27 protein-coding genes are annotated in these 24,781 nt (G+C 72.5%); 16 read left to right on the top strand and 11 right to left on the bottom strand.

The features are described from left to right. Positions 1–55: 55 nt before the first annotated feature. Positions 56–574 (top strand): DUF4240 domain-containing protein, encoded by a 519-nt coding sequence (locus LN251_RS05345; RefSeq protein ID WP_458244131.1) that lies wholly within the window; start codon positions 56–58, stop codon positions 572–574. Between the two features lie 36 nt (positions 575–610). After that, on the top strand, positions 611–1,153 hold the full coding sequence (locus LN251_RS05350; RefSeq protein WP_458243343.1) for a carboxymuconolactone decarboxylase family protein: 543 nt from the start codon (positions 611–613) through the stop codon (positions 1,151–1,153). Positions 1,154–1,157: 4 nt separating this feature from the next. Here LN251_RS05350 and LN251_RS05355 read toward each other — a convergent pair whose 3' ends face one another. Beyond that, complete coding sequence (locus LN251_RS05355) at positions 1,158–1,385, bottom strand: hypothetical protein (RefSeq protein WP_458243344.1); 228 nt, start codon at positions 1,383–1,385, stop codon at positions 1,158–1,160. Positions 1,386–1,477: 92 nt separating this feature from the next. Between LN251_RS05355 and LN251_RS05360 the strand changes: the two genes are divergently transcribed. Then, the gene (locus LN251_RS05360; protein ID WP_458243345.1) at positions 1,478–2,605 is read left to right on the top strand and encodes a lipid II:glycine glycyltransferase FemX; all 1,128 of its coding nucleotides are present in this window, start codon (positions 1,478–1,480) and stop codon (positions 2,603–2,605) included. Positions 2,606–2,607: 2 nt separating this feature from the next. Here the strand turns inward: LN251_RS05360 and LN251_RS05365 are convergent, their stop codons facing one another. Next, positions 2,608–3,474, bottom strand: coding sequence for a peptidoglycan recognition protein family protein (locus LN251_RS05365; RefSeq protein ID WP_458244132.1), 867 nt, complete (start codon positions 3,472–3,474; stop codon positions 2,608–2,610). 544 nt (positions 3,475–4,018) lie between these two features. On the opposite strand from LN251_RS05365, the gene LN251_RS05370 reads away from it, so the two are divergent. Then, positions 4,019–5,203, top strand: coding sequence for a MarP family serine protease (locus LN251_RS05370; RefSeq protein ID WP_458243346.1), 1,185 nt, complete (start codon positions 4,019–4,021; stop codon positions 5,201–5,203). A gap of 150 nt (positions 5,204–5,353) precedes the next feature. Here the strand turns inward: LN251_RS05370 and LN251_RS05375 are convergent, their stop codons facing one another. Then, positions 5,354–5,842 carry an N-acetyltransferase family protein gene (locus tag LN251_RS05375; protein WP_458243347.1) on the bottom strand — a complete coding sequence of 163 codons (489 nt, stop codon included), beginning with the start codon at positions 5,840–5,842 and terminating at the stop codon, positions 5,354–5,356. Positions 5,843–5,880: 38 nt separating this feature from the next. On the opposite strand from LN251_RS05375, the gene LN251_RS05380 reads away from it, so the two are divergent. Both LN251_RS05380 and LN251_RS05385 read left to right on the top strand, forming a co-directional pair. Beyond that, positions 5,881–6,777 carry a TIGR01777 family oxidoreductase gene (locus LN251_RS05380; protein WP_458243348.1) on the top strand — a complete coding sequence of 299 codons (897 nt, stop codon included), beginning with the start codon at positions 5,881–5,883 and terminating at the stop codon, positions 6,775–6,777. 176 nt (positions 6,778–6,953) lie between these two features. Continuing rightward, on the top strand, positions 6,954–8,300 hold the full coding sequence (locus tag LN251_RS05385) for an NAD(P)/FAD-dependent oxidoreductase (protein WP_458243349.1): 1,347 nt from the start codon (positions 6,954–6,956) through the stop codon (positions 8,298–8,300). 223 nt (positions 8,301–8,523) lie between these two features. On the opposite strand, the gene LN251_RS05390 is transcribed toward LN251_RS05385, so the two are convergent. Then, the gene (locus LN251_RS05390; protein WP_458243350.1) at positions 8,524–9,996 is read right to left on the bottom strand and encodes a regulator; all 1,473 of its coding nucleotides are present in this window, start codon (positions 9,994–9,996) and stop codon (positions 8,524–8,526) included. A gap of 255 nt (positions 9,997–10,251) precedes the next feature. On the opposite strand from LN251_RS05390, the gene lipB reads away from it, so the two are divergent. The 4 genes from lipB to LN251_RS05410 all read left to right on the top strand — a co-directional run bounded on the left by lipB (position 10,252) and on the right by LN251_RS05410 (position 13,330). After that, positions 10,252–11,049 (top strand): lipoyl(octanoyl) transferase LipB, encoded by a 798-nt coding sequence (gene lipB, locus LN251_RS05395; protein ID WP_458243351.1) that lies wholly within the window; start codon positions 10,252–10,254, stop codon positions 11,047–11,049. Positions 11,050–11,135: 86 nt separating this feature from the next. Next, entirely contained in the window at positions 11,136–12,101 is a 966-nt protein-coding gene (gene lipA, locus LN251_RS05400; RefSeq protein ID WP_404150486.1) for a lipoyl synthase, read from the top strand. A 257-nt stretch (positions 12,102–12,358) separates the two neighbouring features. Beyond that, positions 12,359–12,559, top strand: a complete 201-nt coding sequence (locus LN251_RS05405) for an SCO2195 family GlnR-regulated protein (RefSeq protein ID WP_058925734.1) — start codon at positions 12,359–12,361, stop codon at positions 12,557–12,559. Positions 12,560–12,628: 69 nt separating this feature from the next. Next, on the top strand, positions 12,629–13,330 hold the full coding sequence (locus LN251_RS05410) for a DUF4191 domain-containing protein (RefSeq protein ID WP_249841277.1): 702 nt from the start codon (positions 12,629–12,631) through the stop codon (positions 13,328–13,330). A 63-nt stretch (positions 13,331–13,393) separates the two neighbouring features. Here the strand turns inward: LN251_RS05410 and LN251_RS05415 are convergent, their stop codons facing one another. After that, positions 13,394–13,864, bottom strand: coding sequence for an RDD family protein (locus LN251_RS05415; protein ID WP_458243352.1), 471 nt, complete (start codon positions 13,862–13,864; stop codon positions 13,394–13,396). A gap of 196 nt (positions 13,865–14,060) precedes the next feature. Here LN251_RS05415 and glnA point away from each other — a divergent pair, with 196 nt between their 5' ends. Beyond that, positions 14,061–15,470, top strand: a complete 1,410-nt coding sequence (gene glnA, locus LN251_RS05420; RefSeq protein WP_058925731.1) for a type I glutamate--ammonia ligase — start codon at positions 14,061–14,063, stop codon at positions 15,468–15,470. A gap of 106 nt (positions 15,471–15,576) precedes the next feature. On the opposite strand, the gene LN251_RS05425 is transcribed toward glnA, so the two are convergent. Beyond that, on the bottom strand, positions 15,577–16,338 hold the full coding sequence (locus LN251_RS05425) for a hypothetical protein (RefSeq protein ID WP_458243353.1): 762 nt from the start codon (positions 16,336–16,338) through the stop codon (positions 15,577–15,579). Between the two features lie 203 nt (positions 16,339–16,541). On the opposite strand from LN251_RS05425, the gene LN251_RS05430 reads away from it, so the two are divergent. The 3 genes from LN251_RS05430 to pspAB all read left to right on the top strand — a co-directional run bounded on the left by LN251_RS05430 (position 16,542) and on the right by pspAB (position 18,495). After that, positions 16,542–16,799 carry an SCO2583/SCO2584 N-terminal domain-containing protein gene (locus LN251_RS05430; RefSeq protein WP_458243354.1) on the top strand — a complete coding sequence of 86 codons (258 nt, stop codon included), beginning with the start codon at positions 16,542–16,544 and terminating at the stop codon, positions 16,797–16,799. 136 nt (positions 16,800–16,935) lie between these two features. After that, positions 16,936–17,871, top strand: coding sequence for a zinc metalloprotease HtpX (htpX, locus tag LN251_RS05435; protein ID WP_058925729.1), 936 nt, complete (start codon positions 16,936–16,938; stop codon positions 17,869–17,871). 3 nt (positions 17,872–17,874) lie between these two features. Further along, a complete protein-coding gene (gene pspAB, locus LN251_RS05440; protein WP_458243355.1) occupies positions 17,875–18,495 on the top strand; it encodes a PspA-associated protein PspAB in 621 nt (206 codons plus the stop codon). 4 nt (positions 18,496–18,499) lie between these two features. On the opposite strand, the gene LN251_RS05445 is transcribed toward pspAB, so the two are convergent. The 4 genes from LN251_RS05445 to LN251_RS05460 form a co-directional block, all read right to left on the bottom strand. Then, complete coding sequence (locus tag LN251_RS05445) at positions 18,500–18,772, bottom strand: hypothetical protein (RefSeq protein WP_458243356.1); 273 nt, start codon at positions 18,770–18,772, stop codon at positions 18,500–18,502. Positions 18,773–18,976: 204 nt separating this feature from the next. After that, positions 18,977–19,711, bottom strand: coding sequence for a GAF and ANTAR domain-containing protein (locus LN251_RS05450; protein WP_458243357.1), 735 nt, complete (start codon positions 19,709–19,711; stop codon positions 18,977–18,979). A 101-nt stretch (positions 19,712–19,812) separates the two neighbouring features. After that, a complete protein-coding gene (locus tag LN251_RS05455) occupies positions 19,813–20,676 on the bottom strand; it encodes an ANTAR domain-containing protein (RefSeq protein ID WP_458243358.1) in 864 nt (287 codons plus the stop codon). 297 nt (positions 20,677–20,973) lie between these two features. After that, on the bottom strand, positions 20,974–22,332 hold the full coding sequence (locus LN251_RS05460; protein ID WP_458243359.1) for a DUF2252 domain-containing protein: 1,359 nt from the start codon (positions 22,330–22,332) through the stop codon (positions 20,974–20,976). A gap of 361 nt (positions 22,333–22,693) precedes the next feature. Between LN251_RS05460 and LN251_RS05465 the strand changes: the two genes are divergently transcribed. Further along, a complete protein-coding gene (locus LN251_RS05465) occupies positions 22,694–23,878 on the top strand; it encodes a winged helix DNA-binding domain-containing protein (RefSeq protein WP_458243360.1) in 1,185 nt (394 codons plus the stop codon). A 40-nt stretch (positions 23,879–23,918) separates the two neighbouring features. Here the strand turns inward: LN251_RS05465 and LN251_RS05470 are convergent, their stop codons facing one another. Beyond that, on the bottom strand, positions 23,919–24,227 hold the full coding sequence (locus tag LN251_RS05470; protein WP_458243361.1) for a hypothetical protein: 309 nt from the start codon (positions 24,225–24,227) through the stop codon (positions 23,919–23,921). Between the two features lie 150 nt (positions 24,228–24,377). Between LN251_RS05470 and LN251_RS05475 the strand changes: the two genes are divergently transcribed. Continuing rightward, positions 24,378–24,737: an arsenate reductase family protein gene (locus LN251_RS05475; protein WP_458243362.1), complete on the top strand. Its 360-nt coding sequence runs from the start codon at positions 24,378–24,380 to the stop codon at positions 24,735–24,737. The last annotated feature ends 44 nt before the right edge of the window (positions 24,738–24,781 follow it).

Raw genomic sequence — 24,781 nt, forward strand, 5'->3', positions numbered from 1 at the left:
AATCCGCCGCACTCCACGTGCGCCCCACCCGCCCAGGGCCGATGCTGTACCCGTGATGGACGAGACGGAGTTCTGGGAGCTGGTGGACGCCGCCCGCGAGGCCGCCGAGGGCGACCCCGAGGAGCAGGCGGACCTGCTCGTGGACCGGCTGCTCCAGCTGGAGCCCGACATGGTCCTGGACTTCGCCCGTCACTTCGAGGCCCGCTACAACCGCGCCTACACCTGGGATCTGTGGGGGGCCGCCGCCGTGCTGCTGAACGGCGCCGGCGACGACACCTTCGACTTCTTCCGCTGCTGGCTGATCGGGCAGGGGCGGGAGGTGTACGAGAGCGCGGTGCACCATCCCGACGCGCTGGCCGGCCTCCTGGACGACTTCGACGAGGAGCTCGACGGCGACGGGGAGGAGCTGGGGTACGCGGCCGACGAGGCGTACGAGGAGCTCACCGGGACGGTGGCACCCGACCTCGGCATCGCGCCGGCGCCGCCCGAGCCGGAGGGGACGCCGGTCGACCTGGAGGACGACCGGGCGCTGGCCGAGCGCTATCCGAAACTGTGGGAACGGTTCAGGGGCTGACGTCCGCGAGCCGGCATCCGTTCGACGAGGGGGACCATGGCCCGCATCCCGTACCCGGAGCGTCCGGCCGACGGTGTTTCGAAGCTGCCCGTGCCGCTGAACGCCTTCCGTATGCTCTCGCACGCCCCGCCGCTGACGGACACGGCGATCGAGATGGGCCTGGCCGTGCTGCGGGCGTCGACGCTGCCGGTCCGGCTGCGCGAGCTGGTGGTGCTGGCGGTGGCGGCCGGCACGGAGTGCGAGTACGAGGCCGTCCAGCACGGTCCGGTCGCGCTCGCCTCGGGTGTGACGCCCGAGCAGCTGGCGGCGATCTCCGAACGGCGGTCGGCAGGCCGGGAGTTCGACGAGACGGAGTCTGCGGCGGTGACCGCGGCCTTCGAGCTGGTGTCCCGGTGCACCCTGTCCGAGGCCACCCTGACGGCGCTGCGCGCCCGCTTCACCGACCGGCAGGTCGTCGAGATCGTGACGACGACCGGCTACTACGTCATGCTCGCGGGCCTGATGAACGGGCTCGGGGTGGACGTCGACCCGTCCGGGGAACGGTTCCTGGGACTGGCTGGGGACGAGGGCCCGCGCTAGCGCTTCAGAGCGCGGCGGTGCGCCTGCGGGAGGAGTCCGACGGGATGTAGGCGTGCGCCTGGTCGGCGACCGCGTGGTGCAGGGGGGCGGCGTTGGCCTGGTCGAGTGCGGACGCGGTGACGGCCGCGGGGCCGAGGACGACGGCTGCGGCCGCGCAGAACGCGGCCCACGGGCCGAACACGCCCTTGGTCCGGCCTTCGGTCTTGTGCGTGGCGCTGCTGTGACTGTTCACTTCTTCCCCACCTTCGGTCAGTGCGTGTGCATGACGATAGGGACGGTGCCTCAGGACGGTCCGTGAGGCCGCTGGGAGAAACCTGTGAGGCCATGAGCAGCCCGTACGTGAGGGAGCTGACGCGCGAGGAGCATCTCGCGCACCTGCGGCTGCACCCGGACGTCAGCCATCTGCAGATCCCCGAGTGGGGCGACGTGAAGCCCGACTGGGTGGCGGAGAGCGTGGGCTGGTTCGAGGGGAAGCTGCTCGTCGCGGCGGCGCTGGTGCTGTACCGCCCGCTGCCCGGGACGCGCCGCTTCCTCGCCTACCTTCCCGACGGGCCCGCGATCGACTGGTCGGACCCGCGGCTGGAGCGCTGGCTGGACCCGCTCGTCGCGCACGTCCAGGAGCGCGGGGCGTTCGCGGTGCGGATCGGGCCGCCGCTCGTCGTACGGCACTGGGAGGCGGCGACCGTCACGGCGGGGATCGCCGACCCCGCCGTACGGCATCTGCGCGATCTGCCGGCGGCCGGTGTCGACGGGTTCGCCCTGGACGCGGCCGAGCGACTGGGGCGGCTGGGGTGGCGGCGGTGCGCGGAGGGCGACGGCAGCGGGTTCGGGCTGGGACAGCCCCGCTACGGCTTCCGGATCCCGCTCGCCGGGCGGTCGACGCAGGACCTGCGGCAGGGCCTCGCCCCGCACTTCGCGCAGGCGCTGGGCACGGCGGAGCGGGCGGGCGTGCGGGTCTCCTGGGGCACGGCCGCCGACCTGTCCGACTTCCACCGCCTGTACGAGGCCACGGCCGCCCGCGACGGCTTCCGGGCCCGCCCGCCGGAGTACTTCCGGCGCATGTGGAAGGCGCTCAACGCCGAGGACGACGACCGGCTGCGCCTCTACCTCGCGGAATACGACGGGTTCGTGCTCTCCGCCGCCCTCATGATCAACGTAGGTCCCCGGTCCTGGCACTCCTACCCCGCCTCCGGCCGGCAGGGCCGTGAACTGCGGCCCAGCGGCGCCCTGTTGTGGCGCATGCTGTGCGACGCGCGGGCGGCGGGCACCGACGTCTACGACCTGCGCTCCATCACCCCCGTCCTCACCGGGGGCCGGTTGCTGGGCCGCCTGCGCTTCAAGGCGGGTACCGGCGGACGGGCCGTGGAGTACCTCGGGGAGTGGGAACGGCCGGTGGGCGGTGGCGGGAAGGTGCTGCAGCGGGCGGTGCGGGCGTATCTCGGGCGGCGGTGACGCTACGGCGTCCTGCCCTGGAGCCGGGCCGCCAGGGCCCTGATCTCCGGCAGGTGGGCGGAGAGGGCGGCGCCGGGGCAGGAGGTCATGTAGCCGTCGTCGTGGCCCGCGAGGGCGGGGAGGGTGGCCGTGGTGCCGGCTGTGTAACGGCTGAGGCTGTTGCTGGAGGTCAGCCGGACCCGGGAGCGGGGGTCGACGTCGGCGACGCCCAGTTTCCAGGCGGCGAGCCCGGCGATCGCGTCGGTCATGGCCTTGGGGACGGGGACGCCCGCGGTGAACGTGCCGAGGGCGGCGATACCCGCGGTGCGGTGGTTGAAGCCCTGGGTGTGGGCACCGGTGACGGGACGGTCGACGCCGCCCGCCCGGCCCTCGTAGATGGTGCCGCAGCGGTCGACGAGGAAGTTGTAGCCGATGTCGTCCCAACGGCGGGCGCCGGTCTGGCCGGCGTAGAGGTAGCGGATGATGCGGGGCGCGTCGGCGCAGGCGTAGCCGTTGGGCGAGTCGGTGTGGTGGACGAAGACGGCGACGACCTTGTCGTCGTAGCGCGGAGGCGGCTGCGCGTGCCGGGCGAGGTCGTCGAGCCAGACGGAGCGCGGCACGATGGGTGGCCTGGCGGCGGTGTGCGCGGCGGGCACCGGGCGGGCCGGGGCGGGCCGGACCCGGCGCCCCGCGTTCGCGTGCTGGACGCCGTCCACGCACAGCACGAGACCGAAGACGGCGGCGAGCCCGATGAAACAGGCGAGCCCCACCCGCGCGCCTCGCGGCAACCGAAACCCCCGCCCCACCCCACGGCACCCGACCGGAACCCTGCGCCCACCCGGCAGCCCCGGCGCGACCACACCCCCGACCGCCCCGGTGCCGCCCGGCATCTCGCTCCCGGTCGCCTCGCCCCCCAGAGGGCTGCTTCCGGCCGCCACGGCCTCCGCCACCGGGGTATCCGCCACGGGCCCGACCCGCCGCCCCGCAGGCCCGGCCGCCTCCGCCGCCGGAGCGGCGTGCGGCGCTTCCGTCCCCGGCCAGGTCGCTGTCTCCGCCGGTGACGGGGTGTCGGGCGGCGCGTTGCCGTCGCGCCGTGCCGGCGTCCCGCTTGCGCGCAGCGCCGCCTTGCCTGCGCGCAGGGCGTGCAGCAGGCGCTGCAGCCGGGGTGGGCGCGGCGCCCGGGTTCGGGGCAGCGTGGCGCGTATGCGCGCTGGGCGTCGGCTTCGAGATGCCCGCGATCTTCGGACCCGCATGGGTCCACTCTCGGCCGGAAAGGCTTCGCCCGCGATGTGCGCTGTGCCACCCGGTGGAACCATCCTCCTGGTCCGCGACGTTTTTCCCGGTGAAGGGGGGCCGGAGGGCGACACGCACGCACGCGACTGATCATCGGGACCGTCCCGCGCGTACTAAGGGGTCTGAGGGAAAGGCGGCTCTGTGGACCTGCTCGACATCCTGCTGATGCTGGTGGTTCTGGCCTACGCGGCATCCGGCTACCGGCGCGGCCTGGTCGCCGGCTGCGTCTCGCTCGCCGGGTTCGTCGGCGGAGCCGTCGTCGGCGTGTGGGTGCTGCCCTGGATGATGGACCTGGTGACGGCGGGGACGACCCGGGCGACGGTCACCGCGGTGCTGACCGTGCTGGTCCCGGCGGTGGTGGGACACGAACTGGCCGGGCGGCTGGCGCTCAGGCTGCGCCGCGAGCTGGACCGGGGGCCGCTGCGGGTGGCGGACGGCGTCGGCGGCGCCGCGGCCAACTCGGTCGCCGTGCTGATCGTGGCGTGGGTCGCCGCGAGCGTGGTCGGCGTCTCCTCCTCCCCGCTGGTCACCACCGCCATCCGGGACTCGACCCTGCTCGGCGCCGTGCAGAACGTGATGCCCGACACCACCCCGACCTGGTTCTCCCGGGCCACCTCCGCGCTGACCCAGGCGGGCTTCCCGCAGGTCTTCAACCCGTTCGAGAACGAGTCGACGGCGAGGGTGGCCAAGCCCACCGGCGACAGCGTCACGGCCGCCGCCACCAGTGCCGCCAAGCGCAGCACGGTGAAGATCGAGGGCGCCTCCGGCAACCAGGGCCGCGAGGGCAGCGGGTTCGTGTACGCGCGCGAGCACGTGATGACGAACGCGCACGTGGTGGCCGGCATCGGCAACCCGACCGTGCGCATCGGCGGGGTCGGGCCGTCGTACGACGCCCAGGTGGTGCTCTTCGACCCCGACAAGGACGTGGCCGTGCTGTACGTGCCGGGCCTCAGGGCACCGGTGCTGAAGTTCGACCGCGGTGCCGAGCGCGGCGACTCGGCGGTGGTCGCCGGTTATCCGCAGGACGGGTCCCTGGACCTGCAGGCGGCGACGGTCGCGAGCCGGGTCGACGCCACCGGCCAGAACATCTACGGCGACGCCACGGTGACCCGCGAGATCTACTCGATCCGGTCCACGGTCCGCCCGGGCAACTCCGGCGGCCCACTGCTGACGACGGACGGCCGGGTGTTCGGTGTCGTCTTCGCCCGCTCCACCTCCGACAACGAGACCGGCTATGTGCTGACGGCGGCCGAGGTGTCCGCCGACGCCCGGCGCGCGGCGCAATCGACGGCCGGGGTGGACACGGGGGATCTGGTCACGTCGTAGCGCGGTCCGCGGGCCGATGATGGAGGGCTGGTCCCCCACACCCGCCGGAGGCTGCCGTGCCCGTCTTCTTCCTGATCTCCCTGCTGGTGGCGGGAGGCGCGCTCGTCCTGGTCGTGCGCAGGCGCCGCGAGGCGGCCCAGCGCGACCAGGTCAGAGACTGCACCCCATGAGGACGTCGTCCACGTACGCGCCCTGCAGCAGGAACTCTCCGGGCAGCACGCCCTCCACCACGAAGCCCTCGGCCTCGTAGAGCTTGCGGGCCGGGGCGTTGTGCCCGAGGACGCGCAGGGTGAGCCGGCGGGCGCCCTGCCGGCGGGCCTCCTCCCGCACCGCGCGCAGCAGCGCCCGCCCGACACCGCCGCCGCGCGCCTCCTCGGCGACGACGAGGCCCTGGATCTGCCGGACGTGCGCGTTGCAGGCGAGGGGGGTCGGATAGCCCAGCCGGACGTATCCGACGACCGTGCCGTCGAGTTCGGCGACCAGGTGGTCGCGGGGGCCGAACCGCTCGTTGTAGAAGGGCTCGTACGGCGGCCGGGGCCGCGGCTGCACGGAGTGCAGCGGGGACCAGGTGACGCGGTCGAGGCGGCCCAGTGTCTCCTCGTCGTCGAGCGTGGCATGACGTATGTGGGGAACAGCCATGACGGCCACCTTATGAGCCCCTTGAGGAGAATGAGCCCATGGAACGATCTCGAATCGCGGTGGCCGGCGCGTCCGGGCTGATCGGCGGCGCCCTGGCGCGGTCCCTGAAGGCGGACGGGCACGAGGTGGTGCGGCTGGTGCGGCGGGCCGCCCGGGCCGACGACGAGGTGTGCTGGGACCCCGAGGGGCGGTACGTGGACGCCGACGGGCTGGCCGGGTGCGACGTGGTGGTCAACCTCGCCGGCGCGGGGGTCGGCGACCGGCGCTGGACCGACGCGTACAAGGAGCGCATCCGCAACGGCCGGGTGCTGGGCACGGCCGCGCTGGCCGAGGCGATCGCCGGGCTGCCGGACGGACCGCGGGTGTTCGTGAACGGCAGCGCCATCGGGATCTACGGCGAGACCGGTGACCGGGCCGTCGACGAGAGCGCGCCGTCCGGCCGCGGGTTCCTGCCCGAGCTGTGCGTGGAGTGGGAGGCGGCCGCGGCGCCCGCGCGGGAGGCGGGCGTGCGGACCGTGTTCGCGCGGACGGGCCTCGTGGTGTCGGGGCAGGGCGGCGCCTGGGGGCGGCTGTTCCCGCTGTTCAAGGCGGGGCTCGGGGGGCGGATGGGCGACGGGCGGCAGTACTGGTCGTACATCGCGCTGCAGGACGAGGTGGCCGCGATCCGGTATCTCATCGACACCGACGGGCTGTCCGGGCCGTTCAATCTGACGGCCCCGAATCCGCTGACGAACCGTGAGATCACCGCGGCCATGGGGCGCGTGCTGCACCGGCCGACGCTGTTCCCCGTCCCGGCGCAGGTGCTGCGGACCGTGCTCGGCGAGATGGCCGGGGACGTGCTGGGCAGTGCGCGGGTGCTGCCGAAGCGGCTGCTGGAGTCGGGTTTCACGTTCACGTACCCGGAGATCGAGCAGGCGATCCGCGCCGCCCTGTGAGGGCCACCCTGCGCAGCCACAGCGTGACCGCATGCGACCGTTGTGCGACCGTGCCCTGTCCATGCGCGACTGCACTTGACCGGTCTCAGCCCTAACCTCGACCCGAACTCGGGTATCCCTGGAGCCTGTTGGGGGCATCACGTCTCCACCGGCCGCGCAACCTCGAGGAGGGGCACGTGCTTGAGCCCGCGTACCAGGCGGACGTCGTGATCGTGGGGGCCGGCGTGGCCGGCCTCTCGGCGGCGCATCGACTGACCAGCGCAGGAGTGACGACCGCGGTTCTGGAGGCCGCCCCCTGTGCGGGGGGCCGGATGTCCACCGAGAAGGTCGACGGGTTCCGGCTCGACCGCATTGGGCAACTGCTGTCGACGGCGTATCCGGAACTACGTCTGACCCCCGGCCTCGACGCCCTCGTGCTGCGCCCGTTCGCGCCGGGCGTCCTGCTGCACAGCGACGGCCGGCACCACCGGGCGGGGGCGGTGGCCGGCGCGGGGGGCGCACGGGGCGCACTCCATGCCGTACGTGCCCTGGCGAGCGCCCCCCGCGCTACGGCCGCGCCACGGGCGAGCGCCCCGCTGGGCACCGCCGTCGACCAGGCCCGGCTCGGCGCGGCGCTCACCCGGCTCGCGGCCATGCCGGTGCCACGGCTGCTGGCCCGGCCGGAGCTGCCCGCCCGCGAGGCTCTCGCCGCGCGCGGTGTGCCCGCCCGCACCGTGGACGGCTTCCTGCGTCCGCTGCTCGCGGCGCTGCTGTGCGACCCGGAGCTGACGACGTCCAGCCGGTGCGCGGATCTCGCGCTGCGCTCGTTCGCGGGCGGGCGGCTGTGCGTACCGGAGGGCGGCGCCGAGATGCTGCCGGAGCTGCTGAGGCGGGCGCTGCCGCCGGGCACGGTGCACACCGGGGTCCGGGTCACCTCCGTCTCCACCAACGCGGTGGCCACCGCCGAGCACGGTGAGATCCGCTGCCGTGCGGTGCTGCTGGCGACCGACGCGCGGGCCGCCGCCGAGCTGCTGCCCGGTCTGCGCGTGCCGGACTTCCACCAGCTGACGGTGGTCCACCACTCGGCGGACGAGGCACCGGCGACGGGCGCCTCGCTGCTCCTGGACGCCGACCGCGGCGGCCCGGTCGCCCACACGGCGGTGGTCAGCGCGGTGGACCCGAGCCGGGCCCCCGCGGGCCGGTGCCTGATCTCCTCCACGGTCCTGGGACCGCCCCCGGCCGACCTCGACACCGCCGTCCGCATGCACCTGTCGCGGCTCTACGGCACCTCGACCCGCCGCTGGGAGACCCTCGCCGTCCACCACACCGCCGAGGCCGTCCCGGCCATGCGCCCGCCCCACGACCTGCGCCGCCCGGTGCGCCTGCTGGCCGGCCTGTACGTGTGCGGCGACCACCGGGACACGAGCACGGTCCAGGGAGCCCTGCACTCGGCCCACCGAGCGACGACGGCGATCCTGAGGGACCTCGGAGCGACAGGCTCGACGCACACCTCCGCCCCCCTCCTGACAACCGAGGCCGCCTAGGAACGCCCCGAAAGGCGCGCGGGGAACTCCGCGACCAGCCACAACGGCGCCGCACCCGGCACACAACGGCCCCGTCAGACCAGATGCACAGCCCGCCTGGCACGCGCCCCAAAAGGGGCGCGGGGAACTGCGCGACCAGCCACGACGGCGCCGCACCCGGCACACAACCCCCGCCGTCACGGCGATCCCCCGCCCCGCCCCGCCCCGTCCCGACCCCGGCCCCTCAGCCCAGCGCAGCGACCTTGTCGCGATACCCCCGTACCGGCGCCGAGTCCTTGTACGGCTCCAGCCGGCGCTCGAAGTCCCTGACGTACTCCGTGGCCCGCACCGACCGCATCTCCGCCGCCGCACCCGCCGCCTCCGCCCCGAGCGCGCAGGCCTGGTCCAGCTCACCCAGGCCGAGCCGGGCGGAGGCCAGCACCACGCGGCAGAACAGCCGGCTGCGGGCGTACGCGGGCCCCCGCAGCTGCAGCGAGCGTTCCGCGTGCTGCGCCGCCGCCCGGAACTGCTGCAGGTCCCGGTGCGCGTGCCCGAACTCGTCGGCGAGCTGCGCCTCGTCGAAGAACCGCGCCCAGTACGGCACGTCGTCTCCCGAGCGGGCCGCCTCCAGCGCGCGCTCGGCCCGTACCAGCGAGGCCGTGCAGTTGCGGACCTCGCCGAGCACGCCGTGCGCACGCGCCTCGGCCGCGTGCAGCAGCGCCTGCACGACCGGCGGGGCGCTGGTGCCGGCGCCCTGCTGGGCCACCCGCGCCAGTTGCACGGCCTCGCGCCCGTGCCCGAGGTAGACGGCCTGCCGGCTCATGGTGACCAGCACGTACGCCCCGTACACCCGGTCCCCCGCCGCCTGCGCGAGCCGCAGCGACTGCACGAAGTACCGCTGGGCCAGTCCGTGGGCGGCGATGTCGTACGACGTCCAGCCCGCGAGCCGGGTCAGGTCGGCGGCGGCCGCGAAGAGCTTGCGGCCGGTCTGCTCGCCGTAGGCGCCGCGCAGCATCGGCTCGCACTCGTGCTCCAGGTAGCGCACGAGGGCCTGGCGGGCGTGCCCGCCGCCGTACATGTTGTCGAGGGTGCGGAACAGCTCGCCGACCGAGCGCAGCGCGGCGATGTCGCCGCCGGTGACCCGCTGGCCGGGCCCGCGCTCGCCGTGGCCGCGCTGACGCGGGACGCCCGGGCGGCCCTGGACCGGGATCTTGGGGACGCCGGCCGCTCGGGCGGCGCCGGGCACGGCGGGCGGCTGCTCGCCGCGGGCGACGCGGTCGTCGGCCCGTCCGATCAGCCAGTCCCGGCTGGGCACCACCAGCCCGGCGGGCGTGAAGGCGATCTTGCGCAGTTCGGCGTGCGAGCCGGAGTCCTTGCGCCACAGGCCGCTGACGATGTCGACGGCCTCCTCGGGGGTGGAGGCGAACTCCAGCCCGGCGTACACCGGCGCACAGGCGTCGAGCCCGAGGTCCTGGGCGGTGAGTCTGCGCCCCAGGCGCCGGGTGAAGACCTCGGCGATGAGGGCGGGGGTGGTGCCGCGGGGCTGCTGTCCGCGCAGCCACCTGGTCACGGACGTCTTGTCGTATCTCAGGTCAAGCCCGTGTTCGAGACCTAGCTGGTCCACGCGCCGGGCGAGCCCCGCGTTGGAGAACCCCGCTTCTGCGATGAGCGCGGCGAGCTGTCGATTGGGAGTGCGCTGCGCGGGTCGTTCCGTCATCTGCGGTGCGGTCTCCTGCCTTTCGGGCCTACCCCGGGGCCGACCTGGCCGCCGAGGTGCCCGGATTGCCTGTGAGCAGCCCTTATGGCCTCTGTGAACGGCGCGAATGTAGCGGAGAGTGAGCATGCCGTCGCACACTTCCCCGTTCGTTCATCCGATCGTGTGAGGATTGGCCGCACGGCTGACGCGCGACGGCCGGCCGTACAGTGGCGTAGGCACGTTTCGTGCCTTACGACTTCCAGGGAGGCGCTTGCCGTGAGTGAGCTGCGGTTCGTCCGCATGGGGTTCGGCACCGAGGCCGTGGACTACCAGGTGGCGTGGGACGAGCAGCGCCGGGTGCACGCGGCGCGGTTCGCGGACGAGGTCCCCGACACCGTGATCCTGCTGGAGCATCCGCCGGTCTACACGGCGGGCCGGCGCACGGCGGACAACGAGCGGCCCCTCGACGGCACCCCCGTCATCGACGTCGACCGCGGCGGCAAGATCACCTGGCACGGGCCGGGCCAGCTGGTCGGCTATCCCATCCAGAAGCTGCCGCGTCCGGTGGACGTCGTCGCGCACGTACGCCGCCTGGAGGAGGCGCTGATCCGCACGTGCGCGGAGTTCGGCGTGGAGACCACGCGGGTCGAGGGCCGCAGCGGGGTGTGGGTGCTCGGCGACCCCGTCGAGCAGCGGCCGTCGCTCGGCGGACTGTCCCTCGACTTCGACCCCCGGCTGACCGACGAGGAGTTCGACCCGCGTCTGAACGGCCCCGAGTACGCCCCGTCCAACGCCGGCCAGCGCCGCGAGGACCGCAAGATCGCCGCAATCGGCATCCGCGTGGCCAAGGGCGTCACGATGCACGGCTTCGCGCTGAACGTGAACCCCGACAACAAGTGGTTCGACCGCATCATCCCGTGCGGCATCCGCGACGCCGGAGTCGCCTCGCTGGCGGCCGAACTGGGCCGGGACGTCACCATCGCCGAGGTGCTGCCCGTGGTGGAGCGGCACCTGAGGGACGTACTGGAGAACGCCGAGCTGAAGCCGCGCCTCGTCGAGAAGACGCCGGCGTAACTCAGCGGGCCAGCACCACCGCCTGGCTTTCAAATCCACGGGCGTACCCTTGAGCACGCCGAAGAATCAATCGCTAGGAGCCCATCGTGTCCGCAGTCGCACCCGACGGACGCAAGATGCTGCGCCTGGAGGTCCGCAACAGCCAGACCCCCATCGAGCGCAAGCCCGAGTGGATCAAGACCCGGGCGAAAATGGGTCCCGAGTACACGAAGATGCAGAACCTCGTGAAGAGCGAGGGGCTGCACACCGTGTGCCAGGAGGCGGGCTGCCCCAACATCTACGAGTGCTGGGAGGACCGCGAGGCGACCTTCCTCATCGGCGGCGACCAGTGCACCCGGCGCTGCGACTTCTGTCAGATCGACACCGGCAAGCCCGAGGCCCTGGACCGCGACGAGCCGCGGCGCGTCGGTGAGTCCGTGGTCACGATGGACCTGAACTACGCCACCATCACCGGCGTCGCACGCGACGACCTGGAGGACGGCGGCGCCTGGCTGTACGCCGAGACCGTGCGCCAGATCCACGCCCAGACCGCGAACCGCGAGGGCGGCCACACCAAGGTCGAGCTCCTCGCCCCCGACTTCAACGCGGTCCCCGAGCAGCTCGCCGAGGTCTTCTCCTCCCGCCCCGAGGTCTTCGCGCACAACGTCGAGACGGTGCCGCGGATCTTCAAGCGCATCCGCCCCGGCTTCCGCTACGAGCGCTCGCTGAAGGTCATCACCGAGGCCCGCGACTTCGGCCTGGTCACCAAGTCGAACCTCATCCTGGGCATGGGCGAGACCCGCGAGGAGGTCAGCGACGCGCTGCGGCAGCTGCACGACGCCGGCTGCGAGCTGGTCACCATCACGCAGTACCTGCGCCCGTCGGTGCGCCACCACCCCGTGGAGCGCTGGGTCAAGCCGCAGGAGTTCGTGGAGCTGAAGGAGGAGGCCGAGCAGATCGGCTTCTCCGGTGTGATGTCCGGCCCGCTGGTCCGCTCCTCCTACCGCGCCGGACGGCTGTACCAGATGGCCGTCGAGAAGCGCGGTGCGTACATCGCCTCGCAGGCGGTGTGATGGCACGCAGTGCCACGCTAAACGTGTGAATCTGCGCACAAGCAACTACCGCTGGGTAGTGGCTGATTGACGCGGTCCCGGACGTCCTCGCAGTTGAGGACGGCATCGGGGCCGCGTCCGCGTTTAACTGGCGCGAATCGGGGTTTCATCGGTGTTTGACCGGTCGGTCACGCCCTGGTAACACCAATCAGTGACCCTGGCTGTACACCCCGTGCACCACTCACATGAGCCGTCAGTCTCGAGGGGGGACTCCCATCATGCAGGCCGCGCCCGTTCGCGCCACCGCCATCCCGTCGTTCACCGATGCACTCCGTGCCGTCGAGTCGCTGCTGATGAGCAGCGGCCAGCGCACCGCCCGGCGCAACGCCTGGACCTCCGTCCTGGAGGACCGCCGCCGCGCCAAGGACCGGGTCGAGGCCCAGCGCGTCCTCGACCAGACCACGACCGTCCGCCCCTGACACCTCGCGATCCCTTCCCGCCGGGCACTGCCGTCGTCGGCGCTCCCGGGGCCACGTAGACTTCGTGGCATGGCGAGGAAGGACACGGCAGCAGACGCTGCGAACTCCGGGCGACTGAAGCAGATCGTCCTGACCTACAAGATGACCCGCAAGGCCGACAAGAAGATCGGTCTTGTACTCGCGGCTGTCGGCATCAGCATCCTCGGTGTCTTCCTCGCGATCGGTTTCTTGATCGGTCACCCCATCTATCTAGGCATCCTGGGTCTGTTCCTCGCCCTCCTCACGATGGCCATCGTGTTCGGGCGACGGGCCGAGCGTGCCGCCTTCGGGCAGATGGAGGGCCAGCCGGGCGCCGCAGCGGCCGTGCTGGACAACATCGGCAGGGGCTGGACGACGACTCCGGCGGTGGCGATGAACCGCAGCCAGGACGTCGTGCACCGGGCCGTCGGCAAGGCCGGCATCGTCCTGGTCGCCGAGGGCAACCCGAACCGGGTGAAGACCCTGCTGGCCGCCGAGAAGCGGAAGATGAACCGCATCGTCGCGGACGTGCCGGTGCACGATCTCATCGTCGGCACGGGCGAGGGCCAGATCCCGCTGAAGAAGCTGCGCACGGCCATGCTCAAGCTGCCGCGCGTGCTCACCGGCCCGCAGGTGACGGCCACCACCGACCGGCTGCGCGCGATGGGCGACCTGATGAGCAACATGCCGCTGCCCAAGGGGCCGATGCCGAAGGGTATGAAGCTGCCGAAGGGCGGGCCGAAGGCCCGTTGATCTCCCTCTATGTCGAAGGGGCGCCCGCGGATGCCGCGGGCGCCCCTTCGCGTGTACGGCGGTTCAGGCGCGGACCTCGACCGTGCGGGCCAGCTTGTCGTGCAGTCCACGGCCGTCGCGGTCCCAGATCAGGGCCGGGAGGGCGACGCACAGCAGGGCCGTGCGCAGCAGGCCGCGCGGGAGGCTGGGGCGGCCCGTGTCGAGGGCGACCACGCGCAGACCGAACAGGCGCTTGCCGGGCGTGAAGCCGATGGTGCCCACGGTCAGCACGCCGAGGGCGAAGAAGACCAGGAGTGCCCAGTTACCGGTCGACTGGGGGTGGTAGCCGTGCGTGATGAGACCGTATGCGATCAACAGGCACAGCCCCCAGTCGACGGCCAGGGCACCGAACCTGCGGCCGGGGCGGGCGATCGAGCCGGGCCCCTCCTCCGGCAGGCCGAGCTGCTCACCGCGGTATCCGAAGTCCACACCGGCTTCCTCGGCGGCCGCACGGGGGCCGGAGAGCCACGATCCAACTGCTTCCCTCTTGTCCACCCGTCCACGGTACTGCCAGCGTTTCGGGATACGGACAGGTGGGGTCAACCGGACGACCTCCGGTTAACTTGTGCGAAACAAATGGGTCACGCCCGAGAAATCACCCATCCCTAGGGTCGAGGACAGCGTGTGCCACCGCACTGGCCGCACGAACGAACTACCACCCCGGCAGGCGGTCGGGAGTAGGAGGAGCTGGATGTTCCAGAACGCCGACGAGGCCAAGAAGTTCATCGCGGACGAGGACGTCAAGTTCGTCGACGTCCGCTTCTGCGACCTGCCGGGCGTCATGCAGCACTTCACGGTGCCCGTCGAGGCGTTCGACCCGGACGAGGAGCTCGCCTTCGACGGATCGTCGATCCGTGGTTTCCAGGCGATCCACGAGTCCGACATGGCGCTGCGCGCGGACCTGTCGACCGCCCGGGTCGACCCCTTCCGCCGGGACAAGACGCTCAACATCAACTTCTTCATCCACGACCCGATCACGGGCGAGCAGTACTCCCGTGACCCGCGCAACGTGGCGAAGAAGGCCGAGGCCTACCTCGCCTCCACCGGTATCGCGGACACGGCGTACTTCGGCCCCGAGGCCGAGTTCTACGTCTTCGACAGCGTCCGCTTCTCCACCTCGGCGAACGAGAGCTTCTACCACATCGACTCCGAGGCCGGCGCCTGGAACACCGGTGCGGTCGAGAACAACCGTGGTTACAAGGTCCGCTACAAGGGCGGTTACTTCCCGGTCGCCCCGGTCGACCACTTCGCCGACCTGCGCGCCGAGATCTCCCTGGAGCTGGAGCGGTCCGGCCTGAAGGTCGAGCGTCAGCACCACGAGGTGGGCACCGCCGGCCAGGCCGAGATCAACTACAAGTTCAACACGCTGCTCGCCGCCGCCGACGACCTCCAGCTCTTCAAGTACATCGTGAAGAACGTCGCCTGGCGCAACGGCAAGACCGCGACCTTCATGCCGAAGCCGATCTTCGGCGACAACGGCTCGGGCATGCACGTGCACCAGTCGCTGTGGAGCAACGGCGACCCGCTGTTCTACGACGAGGCCGGCTACGCGGGCCTGTCGGACACCGCCCGCTACTACATCGGCGGCATCCTCAAGCACGCGCCGTCGCTGCTGGCCTTCACCAACCCGACGGTGAACTCGTACCACCGTCTGGTGCCGGGCTTCGAGGCCCCGATCAACCTGGTGTACTCGCAGCGCAACCGCTCCGCGGCCATGCGCATCCCGATCACCGGCTCGAACCCGAAGGCCAAGCGCGTCGAGTTCCGCGCGCCCGACTCCTCCGGCAACCCGTACCTGGCCTTCTCCGCGCTGCTGCTCGCGGGCCTGGACGGCATCAAGAACAAGATCGAGCCGGCCGAGCCGATCGACAAGGACCTCTACGAGCTGGCTCCCGAGGAGCACGCCAACGTCGCGCAGGTCCCGACCTCGCTCCCGGCCGTCCTCGACTCCCTGGAGCGCGACCACGAGTTCCTGCTCGCCGGTGACGTCTTCACGTCCGACCTGATCGAGACCTGGATCGACTTCAAGCGCGCGAACGAGATCGCCCCGCTGCAGCTGCGTCCGCACCCGCACGAGTTCGAGCTGTACTTCGACGTGTGATGGGGCCCCCGGGGCGGAGCGGGATTCCGCTCCCCTGGGCCGTATGCGGGCCGTCGGCCGTGTCCTTCCTCGCCGGAAGGGCACGGCCGACGGCCTTTCGCGCCGGTCAGCGTACGTCGACGTAGTCGCCGGTGGCGGTGGCCGGCGACGTGGTGGACGTGCCGGCGAAGGACCAGCGCCAGTAGCCGTCCGCGGCTGCCGTGACCGTCGTCGAGAGGTTGCCCGTCGCGTTGCTGTAGACCGTCTTGAGGGTCGTGTACGTGCTCGTGCCCGCCTTGCGGAACTGCAGCTTCACCGGCTGGTCGGTGTAACCGGCGTAGACGCGCCTGTCCCAGTTGGCACGGGCCAGCTTCCCCGTGACCGTGATCGCCTTGCCCTTGGTGACCGGTTCGGGGCCGGCGTCGACGCTGAGCGTGCCGCGGCGCAGGACCGGGTGCTTGGGGGCACCGCCGTTGTTGTACAGGTCGCCGTCCTTGGACTGGAGCTGGACAGTCACGTCCCACCTGCCGGCGAGGGTGTTGCGGGGCACGCCCCAGCCCGAGTCGAGCTTGAAGGCGAGCTTGCAGGTGGAGGTGGTGGCGCTGACCGCGGTGCACGTCGGGGTGCCGTGGTACGACCAGTAGTCGTCGCCGACCTCCCGGTCGATCCCGAGGAACGCGAGGTCCTTGCTGATTCCCGAGTCGTCCGAGGCGGTCACGGAGATGGTGAACGACTCGCTCTGGGAGGTGCCGAGGACGATCGGCTTGCCACCGTTCACGGACAGCTTCTGGATCACCACGCCGGTCTCCGTCGCCCAGGCGGGCGGCGCGACGACGGCGGAGGCGGAGAGCGCCAGGGCGCCGGCGAGGACGGCACCTATGGATTTCATGCGCATGAATCCCCAAATGTTCGGGCCCGCCCCAGCCGTGTTTCCCCCCGGCCGTGGGCGTGGCAGGTGCGGCGAGAATACGTCATCTGCGCAGGTCAGGCATGGTGGGGTCCGGCTGGGGTTTTCCCGGGCCGGGGCACCGTCGTATGGTTTTCTGCACTGCTGTTCGACAGTTGACGCTGACCTGACGGGGAGATACGGGGATGTCCCAAACGGGGGACGAGGAGCGGGAGTTCGACATCAAGTGGGCCGACCGGGCGGAGTTCAAGGAACCCTCCGCGCGGGCCCGGATGCTGGCCGCGCGATGGCGGGAGAACCCGCCCGAGCCGCAGCCCTTCCGTGCCGATCCGGGGCCGGTGGAGCCGCGGCGCTCCTCGTGGTGGTCGACGGCGATCGTCTTCGGGTGCGTGGCGGTGGTGATCGTGCTGCTGGGCTGGGTGCGGTTCCGGGCTCCGTACTAGGGAGGACCGCGGCCGGAGGGGGCAGGGCTCTCACAGGGACCTTTTGCAGCACCTAGGGCCGTTCGGGACCACTTCATGGGAGTGGGCGGGTGCACACTGGACAGCGGGACGAGTGCCTGACTGCGGGGTGAGGCAGATGCAGAGCCGCTTCCGGAGCGACCGGCGACTGACCGTGCGGATGACGGTCACTATGTTCCTGCTCGGATTGCTGTACGTGGGCTTCGTGGCCGCACTGATCGTGCTGCTGAAGTCGTGGTTGCTCGTCGTGGTGCTGGTCGCCGCGATGTTCGTCGCACAGTTCTGGTTCTCCGACCGGATCGCGATGTTCGCCATGCGCGGGCGGGTCGTGGAGCGCGAGGAGTATCCCGAACTGCACGCCGTGGTCGACCGGCTGTGCGCGATCGCCGACATGCCCAAGCCGGTGGTCGCCGTGTCCGAGATGGACATGCCCAACGCCTTCGCGACCGGCCGGAACCCGGATCACGCCGTGGTCTGCGTGACCACCGGGCTGCTGCGGCGGCTGGAGCCCGCCGAGCTGGAGGGCGTCCTCGCGCACGAGCTGTCGCACGTGGCGCACAAGGACGTCGCCGTGATCACGATCGCCTCGTTCCTCGGCGTGATCGCCGGGCTGATCGTGCGGTTCGCCTTCTACTCGCAGCTGTTCGGCGGAGGACGCCGGGACCAGAACACCGCCGCCGTCTTCGCCGCCGTGATGGCGGTGTCGGCCGCGGTGTACGCGATCAGCTTCCTGCTGATCAGGGCTCTGTCCCGGTACCGGGAGCTGGCCGCGGACCGGGCGGCGGCGCTGCTGACCGGGCGGCCCTCGGTGCTGGCGTCGGCGCTGACCAAGGTCACCGGCGACATCGCCCGGATCCCGACCAAGGACCTGCGCACCGCCCAGGCCTTCAACGCCTTCTACTTCACGCCGGCCACCGGCAAGGAGCCCGGCATCGAGCGGTTCTTCTCCACCCACCCGACGCTCGAGCAGCGTCTGGACCAACTGGGCCGGATCTCCGCCGAACTGGGCGAGGCGGCGACCCCCGGAACCTCCGAAACCCCCGGAAAGGCGTGATGCATGGGGCTCCTGGACATCCTCCTCGGCCGCACGAAGCCGGTCCTGCCCGATCTGGACCGGCTCTTCGCGCTGCCGTCGGCGGCCATCACCCTGGAGGCCGCGGCCGGCTTCACGCCGACCGGCACCGGGGCGGTGTGCTTCGCGACGGTCGAGGGCGCCGCCTTCGAGCAGACGCACCGGGAGGTCCAGGCCCTGCTGGACGCGGACGCCGACCGATGGGGGTCCGCCCGCCCGAACGACGCCGAGGGCGAGGCGCGGGCCCCGGTGGAACTCAGCCAGGACAAGTACGGCTACTCCTGGCTGGTCTCGCGCCGCTCCCCCGACCAGCTGTCCGACCTGGTCAACGACCTGCACGCGGTGAACAGTTCGATGGAGGTCAACGGCTTCGGACCGCAACTGCTGTGCTCCCTGGCCTCCTTCGAGGGTGAGGGCGGTAAGCGGCTCGCGCTGGTCTACCTCTACAAGCGGGGCACGTTCTACCCGTTCGCGCCGCTGCCCGGCGGCGGACAGCGGCGCGACAACGCACTGGAACTGCAGGTGAAGGCGGCGCTCGCCGACGACCTGCGGATGGAGCAGGATCTGAGCCGGTGGTTCCCGGTCTGGGGCGCGCCCGGCCTGTGATCCGTCACTTGGTGCGGTCCTGGCGGCGCGACTCCAGGGGGCGCTCGCGGCGGTAGCGGCGCTCCCACTTGGCCTGCTGGTCACGGCGCTTGCGGTATGCCTGGTAGGTGGCCGGCGTCGATCCGGACGAGCCGCCCCCGCCCGACGTCGACGACGACGCGTCGCGGCCGTACTGCAGGTACAGGAACAGCACACCGGCGGCGGCCAGCCACCAGACGTGGTTTCCGAATCCCAAGAGGACCAGCACTGCGGTCCCGGCGATCAAGATGGTGCCCATCACGGGCCTCCGTGAACGTGGGTCGATGAAGCGATCTGGATCCCGACGGGGCGCTGGGGGACGGGCGCCCGGCCGTCGGTGCGTAGAGAGTAGCCCTGAGACCGCAGGGTGATGCCTGTCCTGCGGCAAGCGGTGGTGAGCAGCTCCGTTCCGCGTGTCCAGCGTAGAAAGCCGGTCACCCTGCGTGCATCCCGTTTTCGCCGCCTACCCCCGCGGGGGCAGCTTCAGGCGGCGGTCCACGACGTCCTGGGCGACGTCCGTCAGCCGGCGGCGGTGCGAGCGGGCGTGGGAGCGCAGCAGCTGGAAGGCCTCGTCGACGGAGATGGACAGACTGGCCGCGAGGGTGCCCTTGGCCTGTTCGATGACGATGCGGCTGGTCAGTGCCTGGCCGAGCTGGTCGGCGAGGGCGCGGCTCTCGGCCAGGAGGCGCTCCCGGTCCAGGGTCCAGCCGACGACGTCGGCGAGGGACTGGCCGAGCTCCAGCAACTCGGGGCGCAGCGGGGTGGGTCCGGGTCCCAGCAGCGCCAGTGCGCCCCGGGTGTCGGCGCCGACCCGCAGGGGGACGGCGGCCGCGCGGCCGTAGCCCAGTTCCCGGGCGCGGCGCGCGTAGCGCGGCCAGTCCCGGCGGGCCTGTTCGCCGTCCAGGTCGGTGTCCGGCACGGGGCAGCCGGTGCGGCGGGCCTCGGGGCCGGGGCCCTCGTCCCAGTCGACGGCGTCCCGGGCCAGGTCGATCAGCTCCTCCCCGGTGCCGGCCACCTGCGCCGAGGCCTGGCCGTCGGGGAAGTACAGGACGTTCGCGGCGCAGTCGTCGAACAGCTCGGTTCCGTGCTCGGCAAGGGCCCACAGGAGGCCGGTGGGGTCGGCCGGGTCGGCGACCGGGCTCGCGGCCAACTCGACGAACGCCTTCGCCAGCCGCTGCTGTGACACGGGCTTGGTCATCGGTCTCTCACCTCTTGGCCCTTCGCCCTGCGAACGACGACCTCCGCGGCCGCGCTCTTCGCCCGCCAGTCTTGCCTGTTCCGGCTCCGGTGTCCGGTTGCTCAGCCGAGTCGCAGCGCTCCCTCCGCGATGCGCTCCGCCACCCGGTGCGCCGGGACGCCCTCGCCGAAGGCGTGCGCCCGGATCAGTTCCAGCGCGTCGGCCACCGGGCAGTCGAGCTGTACGGAGACCATCCCCGCGGCCTGGTGCACCTTGGCCCGCAGGTCGATGCCGTCGCACAGGTCGGCCAGGCCGGCCGGGCCGAGGATCACCGAGCGGGTGAGGGCCTCGGCGATTTCGGCGAAGGCGGTCGAGCCCGCCACCCCCGGCGCCGGGTCGTAGACGGTGAGCGCCCCGACACAGCTCCCGTCCAGGCTGAGCGGTACGGCGGCCACCTCGGCGACGCCCAGTTCGCCCACGGCGCGGCCGTAGCCGGGCCAGCGCCGTGCCAGCGCGTCGCCGGTCGCCGTCACCGGGCCGACCGTGCTCGTCGCGTCCCGGGCGGGGCCCTCGCCGAGCAGGAACTCCAGCTCCTGGGCGGCCCGTGAGGGTTCGTCCGAGGCGGCCAGGGCCAGGTCCGTGAACTCCGTCCCGACCAGGGTGAGGGCGGCGCCCCTGCTGCCGCAGGCCCTTGCGACACCGGTCATGAACAGCGGCCGTGGGCTGTCCGGCCGGTGGGCCCGGGCCATGAGCCTGTCGGCGAAGGCGTCCTGGAGCTCGGCGGCGGTCCGATGACAGGCCTCGGACGACCGGTGGACGGCGGCGATCCGCAGATGGGCCTCGCGCAGGAAGGCGCCGGCGGACTCGCCGGCGAGGCGTTCGTGCCGCTCGGCGCGGTCGGCCTCGTGCGAGGAGCGCGCACGTGCCGCAGCGGCCTTCCGCTCCGCGGAGGTCAGCGGGTCCGAGGCCTCACCAGCGCCGGCCATACCCGAATCCTACGCCCGGCACCCGGCCCGGAGTCCGCCGTCCGGTCCTCCTCAAGGAGCACGACCACTCCGCCGTGGTGTCCGTCGAACGGGCTGCACCGCAGCCGGGAGGTGATCGCCCGGCCCAGGCGGTTCACGGCCGAACCGCACGCACGCCTGGCGCTTGACGAGGATGACGGTGCGGTGTCGCGGGTCCAGGTGCTGCACGACCAGGACCGGCACCGGCACCGGCAGGTCGGCGTCCAGGCGTCGGACCGGGCTGCGGAGGGCTGCACGTGGCCGGCCTCGGGGCGGGCGTCAGGCGTCGGGGGCCGCCCGGACCACCCCGGCGGCGATCGCCGCGCCGAGGGCGGCGTGGTCGTCGGCGGTCTGGCCGGCGTAGGCGAGGGCGAAGTCCGCCACGGCCCGGTCGAAGGTGTCGGCCTCTCCCAGGTAGGAGGCGATGGCGATGCGGTCGCCGGAGCGGGCGTGGGCACGGGCCAGGGCGCTGCCGCACAGGCGGGCGTAGGCGAGCAGGTCGGACGGACTCATTCCGGCGACGTCCGCGGAGCCCTTCATGTCCCGCAGCCGGCGCCAGTAGAAGGCCCGTCCCTGCGGTCCGCTCATCCACCCCAGGAAGATGTCGCTCGCGGCCTGCGTCAGCCGCTGTCCCGCCACCACCCGGTGTCCGGGATGCACGTACGGCCCGTGCGGCAGGTGTTCCTCCAGTACGGAGTTGCGTGCCTCCTTGATCTGCAGGAACAGCAGGTCATCGGCGTCCCGCCCGGCGAGCAGCACGACGAAGCAGCGCATGCCGACGCTGCCGACGCCGACGACCTTGCGGGCGGCGTCCACGAAGCGGTAGCGGTCCAGCAGCAGGCGGCGTTCCTCGGAGAGGGTGGAGCGGTAGTCGCTGAACATCTTGCGGACGGCGGCCGTGTCGGAGACGCCGGCGGACTCCAGCAGCGGCGGGTCGTGCACGATCCGGCGGCGGCCGTCGACGACCTCGGTCAGCTTGCCGACGGCCTGCAGGCTGGTGCGGCGGCGGGCGCGGGTGAGGCTGGCGGCGACCTGCCGGCGGCGGCGCGCGGAGCGGGCGAGGGTCCGCAGGCTGTCGGCGTCGACGCGCTCGTACCAGACCTCGAGCTCGCCGCGGCCGGCCAGCCGCCTGATCGCGGTCCGGTAGGCGGCGGCCGTCGCCAGCGCCGCCCGTCGTGCCCTGTCGTCGGCGTGCCCGTTCTCCCGGGCGGCGACGGCCACGCTGGCGGCGAGCCGCTGGACGTCCCACTCGAAGGGGCCGGGAAACGTCTCGTCGAAGTCGTTGAGGTCGAACAGCAGCGTGCGTTCCGGGGAGGCGTACAGGCCGAAGTTGAGCAGGTGGGCGTCGCCGCACAGCTGCACGGTGAGGCCGGTGTGCGGCCGGGAGGCCAGGTCGGCGGTCATCACGGCGGCCGACCCGCGCAGGAAGGCGAGCGGCGAGGCGGCCATCCTGCCGTACCGGATCGGCAGCAGCTCGGACAGCCGGTCCCGGCCCTGCCGCTCCAGCACGGCGACGGGGTCGGACCGGTCGACGGGCGCGAGCCACCCGGCGTGACCGGAACGCGGGACCCGCTTGCGGGCGGCCCTCCCGCGCTGGGCGCGGTCGGCCGGGGAGGCGGGGGCGACGGACGTGCTCATGGGGCGTGCCGGGTGGGTGCGGTGCCGGCGGGGCCGGAGGGCCGGGTGGGTGCGGTGCGGCCGCCCGGGGGCAGGGGCTGCGGTGTCGGCGGTCGTCTCCGCGTGGCTCCGCTCGTCCCGCGCTCTGTGTCGTGACTGCCGTCCATGTCGCCTCCCGCCGCCGTGTCCGCCTGGGACGGTTCCGGTGATCCCCTCGGCTCGTCGCCTCCTGATCGCAGTGAAGGCGGCAGGCGCGTCGTGCGCATGCCGGGTCCGGCAATCGGGTGACCGCGCGCGGAGCGGGGCCGGTGTCAGTGGCGTTCGCGATGATGTCCTCAGGGCCGGATGCGGCGCGTGGTGGTGTCGACGGGGTGGAGGGTGCATGGGCGGCAGGGAGCGGTACGTCGGTGTGGCGGAGCGGCGGGCGCGGCTGGCGCTGCGGCACCGGCTCGCGGGGCCGGCCCGGGGCGCGGCGCCGGAGGAGATCGCGGACGCGCTCGTCGCGCTGCACGGCACAGACCCGGCGACGGTGTATCTGGCGGTGGGCGCGCGTCTGGGGGACCCGGCCCGGACGGTGCCCGAGACGGACCGGGCGCTGTACGAGGACCGCTCGCTGGTCCGGATGCACGGCATGCGCCACACGGTGTTCGTCTTCCCGACCCCGCTCACCGCGGTCGTGCACGCCTCGACGGGCCTGGCGGTGGCCGCGCGCGAGCGGGCCAAGCTGGTGGCGGACATGGCGAAGGCCGGGGCGCCGGACGCGGCCTGGCTCAAGGAGGTCGAGGAGTCGGCGCTGGCCGCGCTGGCCCGCCGCGGCCAGGCGACGGCGGCCGAACTGGCCGAGGACGAGCCGCGGTTGAGGGAGCGGTTCGCGTACGCAGCCGGGAAGGGCTACGAGGGCGTGCACACCGTCTCGGCGCGGCTGCTGCGGGTGCTGGGCGTGGAGGGCAAGGTGGTGCGGGGCCGGCCGCTGGGCTCCTGGACCTCGACCCAGTTCCGCTGGGCGCTCGCCCCCGCCCATCCCGAACTCGACCTGGCCGGCGCCCAGGCGGAGCTTCTCGGACGCTGGCTGGCGGCGTGCGGGCCGGCCACCGAGGCGGACCTGAAGTGGTGGACGGGCTGGAAGGTGACCGACGTACGGCGCGCGCTGGCGGCGATCGGCGCGCGGCCGGTGTCCCTGGACGAGGGCACGGGGTACGTCGTCGCGGGCGACACCGACCCGGTGGCCGGGCCCGTCGAGCCCTGGGCGGCGCTGCTGCCGGCCCTGGACCCGACGGCGATGGGCTGGCAGTCCCGGGACTGGTATCTGGCGCCGGAGCTGCGGCCGTCGCTGTTCGATCGCAGCGGGAACGTGGGACCGACGGTGTGGTGGGACGGCAGGGTGGTGGGCGGCTGGGCACAGCGGGCCGACGGGGAGATCGCCTGGCGCCTGCTCGACGAGGAGGGCGTGGGCCGCGAGGGCGAGGCGGCGATCGCGGCCGAAGTGGACCGGCTGCGCGGCTGGTTGGGACCGGCCCGGGTGACCCCACGGTTCCGGACCCCATTGGAGAGGGAATTGACGGCCTAGGGCCGGGCGCCCCGTGGGCGGGGCGCCCGGCACCGGTGGTTCACCTCGAGTAGCGCATCAGTGCCCGCACCATGTGGCAGGTCGTGTCCGACGGCGGGTGGACTCCGATCGTCTCCGCCGTGCTGCGGATGGTCTCGTTGCGCGCCTGGTTCGGCATGTAGACGCCCGAGTCGAGCAGGGCGATGGCCAACCGCATCGCCTTCAGGCGGCGGTTGTGCGTGACGTACCACTCGCGCGGCCGTCCCGGCGGCAACGGGCGCTTCTCCAGGGGTTCGTACGGCAGGTCGAGCAGGACGGGACGGTTCACGGTGGACTGGGTCGGCTTCGGCTTCAGTGCGGCAGCGGGCACAGGCATCCTCCTGTCGCGGTGAGGGGGTCGGCACGGGGGTTTCGGCAGCCCCCCAACACCCTCGAACACTTCTTCTAGTGTACTGCTCGCCACTGACAAAAGCCCCTGGCCACAAGGGCTTTCGGCCACCCCTGACGTACCGTGGACCCCATGGAGATCTGGATCAACCCGGCCTGTTCCAAGTGCCGCAGCGCGATCGGCCTGCTCGACGCCGAGGGAGCTGACTACACCGTCCGCCGCTACCTGGAGGACGTGCCGAGCGAGGACGAGATCAGGGACGTACTCGATCGTCTCGGACTGGAGCCGTGGGACATCACCCGCACCCAGGAGGACGCGGCGAAGGAGCTGGGGCTCAAGGACTGGCCGCGGGACGCGTCCTCGCGCGAGCGGTGGATCACGGCGCTGTCCCGGCACCCGAAGCTGATCCAGCGTCCGATCATCACCGCGGACGACGGCACGGCGGTGGTCGGACGCAGCGAGGAGGCCGTTCGGGACGCTCTGTCCCGGTAGCCGGTGGTATCTCCGGCGGCGGGATTTCGGGCCTGGACTGCTGT

Source organism: Streptomyces sp. MAI_2237, from assembly GCF_054189285.1.

Coding starts and splice junctions, on each gene's coding strand:
- htpX (WP_058925729.1), top strand. CDS start 16,936: ATGCAGAGCCGCTTCCGGAGCGACCGGCGACTGACCGTGCGGATGACG.
- LN251_RS05390 (WP_458243350.1), bottom strand. CDS start 9,996: ATGACGGAACGACCCGCGCAGCGCACTCCCAATCGACAGCTCGCCGCG.
- LN251_RS05465 (WP_458243360.1), top strand. CDS start 22,694: ATGGGCGGCAGGGAGCGGTACGTCGGTGTGGCGGAGCGGCGGGCGCGG.
- pspAB (WP_458243355.1), top strand. CDS start 17,875: ATGGGGCTCCTGGACATCCTCCTCGGCCGCACGAAGCCGGTCCTGCCC.
- LN251_RS05405 (WP_058925734.1), top strand. CDS start 12,359: ATGCAGGCCGCGCCCGTTCGCGCCACCGCCATCCCGTCGTTCACCGAT.
- LN251_RS05380 (WP_458243348.1), top strand. CDS start 5,881: ATGGAACGATCTCGAATCGCGGTGGCCGGCGCGTCCGGGCTGATCGGC.
- LN251_RS05365 (WP_458244132.1), bottom strand. CDS start 3,474: ATGCCGGGCGGCACCGGGGCGGTCGGGGGTGTGGTCGCGCCGGGGCTG.
- LN251_RS05360 (WP_458243345.1), top strand. CDS start 1,478: ATGAGCAGCCCGTACGTGAGGGAGCTGACGCGCGAGGAGCATCTCGCG.
- LN251_RS05345 (WP_458244131.1), top strand. CDS start 56: ATGGACGAGACGGAGTTCTGGGAGCTGGTGGACGCCGCCCGCGAGGCC.
- LN251_RS05455 (WP_458243358.1), bottom strand. CDS start 20,676: ATGGCCGGCGCTGGTGAGGCCTCGGACCCGCTGACCTCCGCGGAGCGG.
- LN251_RS05430 (WP_458243354.1), top strand. CDS start 16,542: ATGTCCCAAACGGGGGACGAGGAGCGGGAGTTCGACATCAAGTGGGCC.
- LN251_RS05445 (WP_458243356.1), bottom strand. CDS start 18,772: ATGGGCACCATCTTGATCGCCGGGACCGCAGTGCTGGTCCTCTTGGGA.
- glnA (WP_058925731.1), top strand. CDS start 14,061: ATGTTCCAGAACGCCGACGAGGCCAAGAAGTTCATCGCGGACGAGGAC.
- LN251_RS05350 (WP_458243343.1), top strand. CDS start 611: ATGGCCCGCATCCCGTACCCGGAGCGTCCGGCCGACGGTGTTTCGAAG.
- LN251_RS05410 (WP_249841277.1), top strand. CDS start 12,629: ATGGCGAGGAAGGACACGGCAGCAGACGCTGCGAACTCCGGGCGACTG.
- LN251_RS05425 (WP_458243353.1), bottom strand. CDS start 16,338: ATGAAATCCATAGGTGCCGTCCTCGCCGGCGCCCTGGCGCTCTCCGCC.
- LN251_RS05460 (WP_458243359.1), bottom strand. CDS start 22,332: ATGAGCACGTCCGTCGCCCCCGCCTCCCCGGCCGACCGCGCCCAGCGC.
- LN251_RS05375 (WP_458243347.1), bottom strand. CDS start 5,842: ATGGCTGTTCCCCACATACGTCATGCCACGCTCGACGACGAGGAGACA.
- LN251_RS05450 (WP_458243357.1), bottom strand. CDS start 19,711: ATGACCAAGCCCGTGTCACAGCAGCGGCTGGCGAAGGCGTTCGTCGAG.
- LN251_RS05475 (WP_458243362.1), top strand. CDS start 24,378: ATGGAGATCTGGATCAACCCGGCCTGTTCCAAGTGCCGCAGCGCGATC.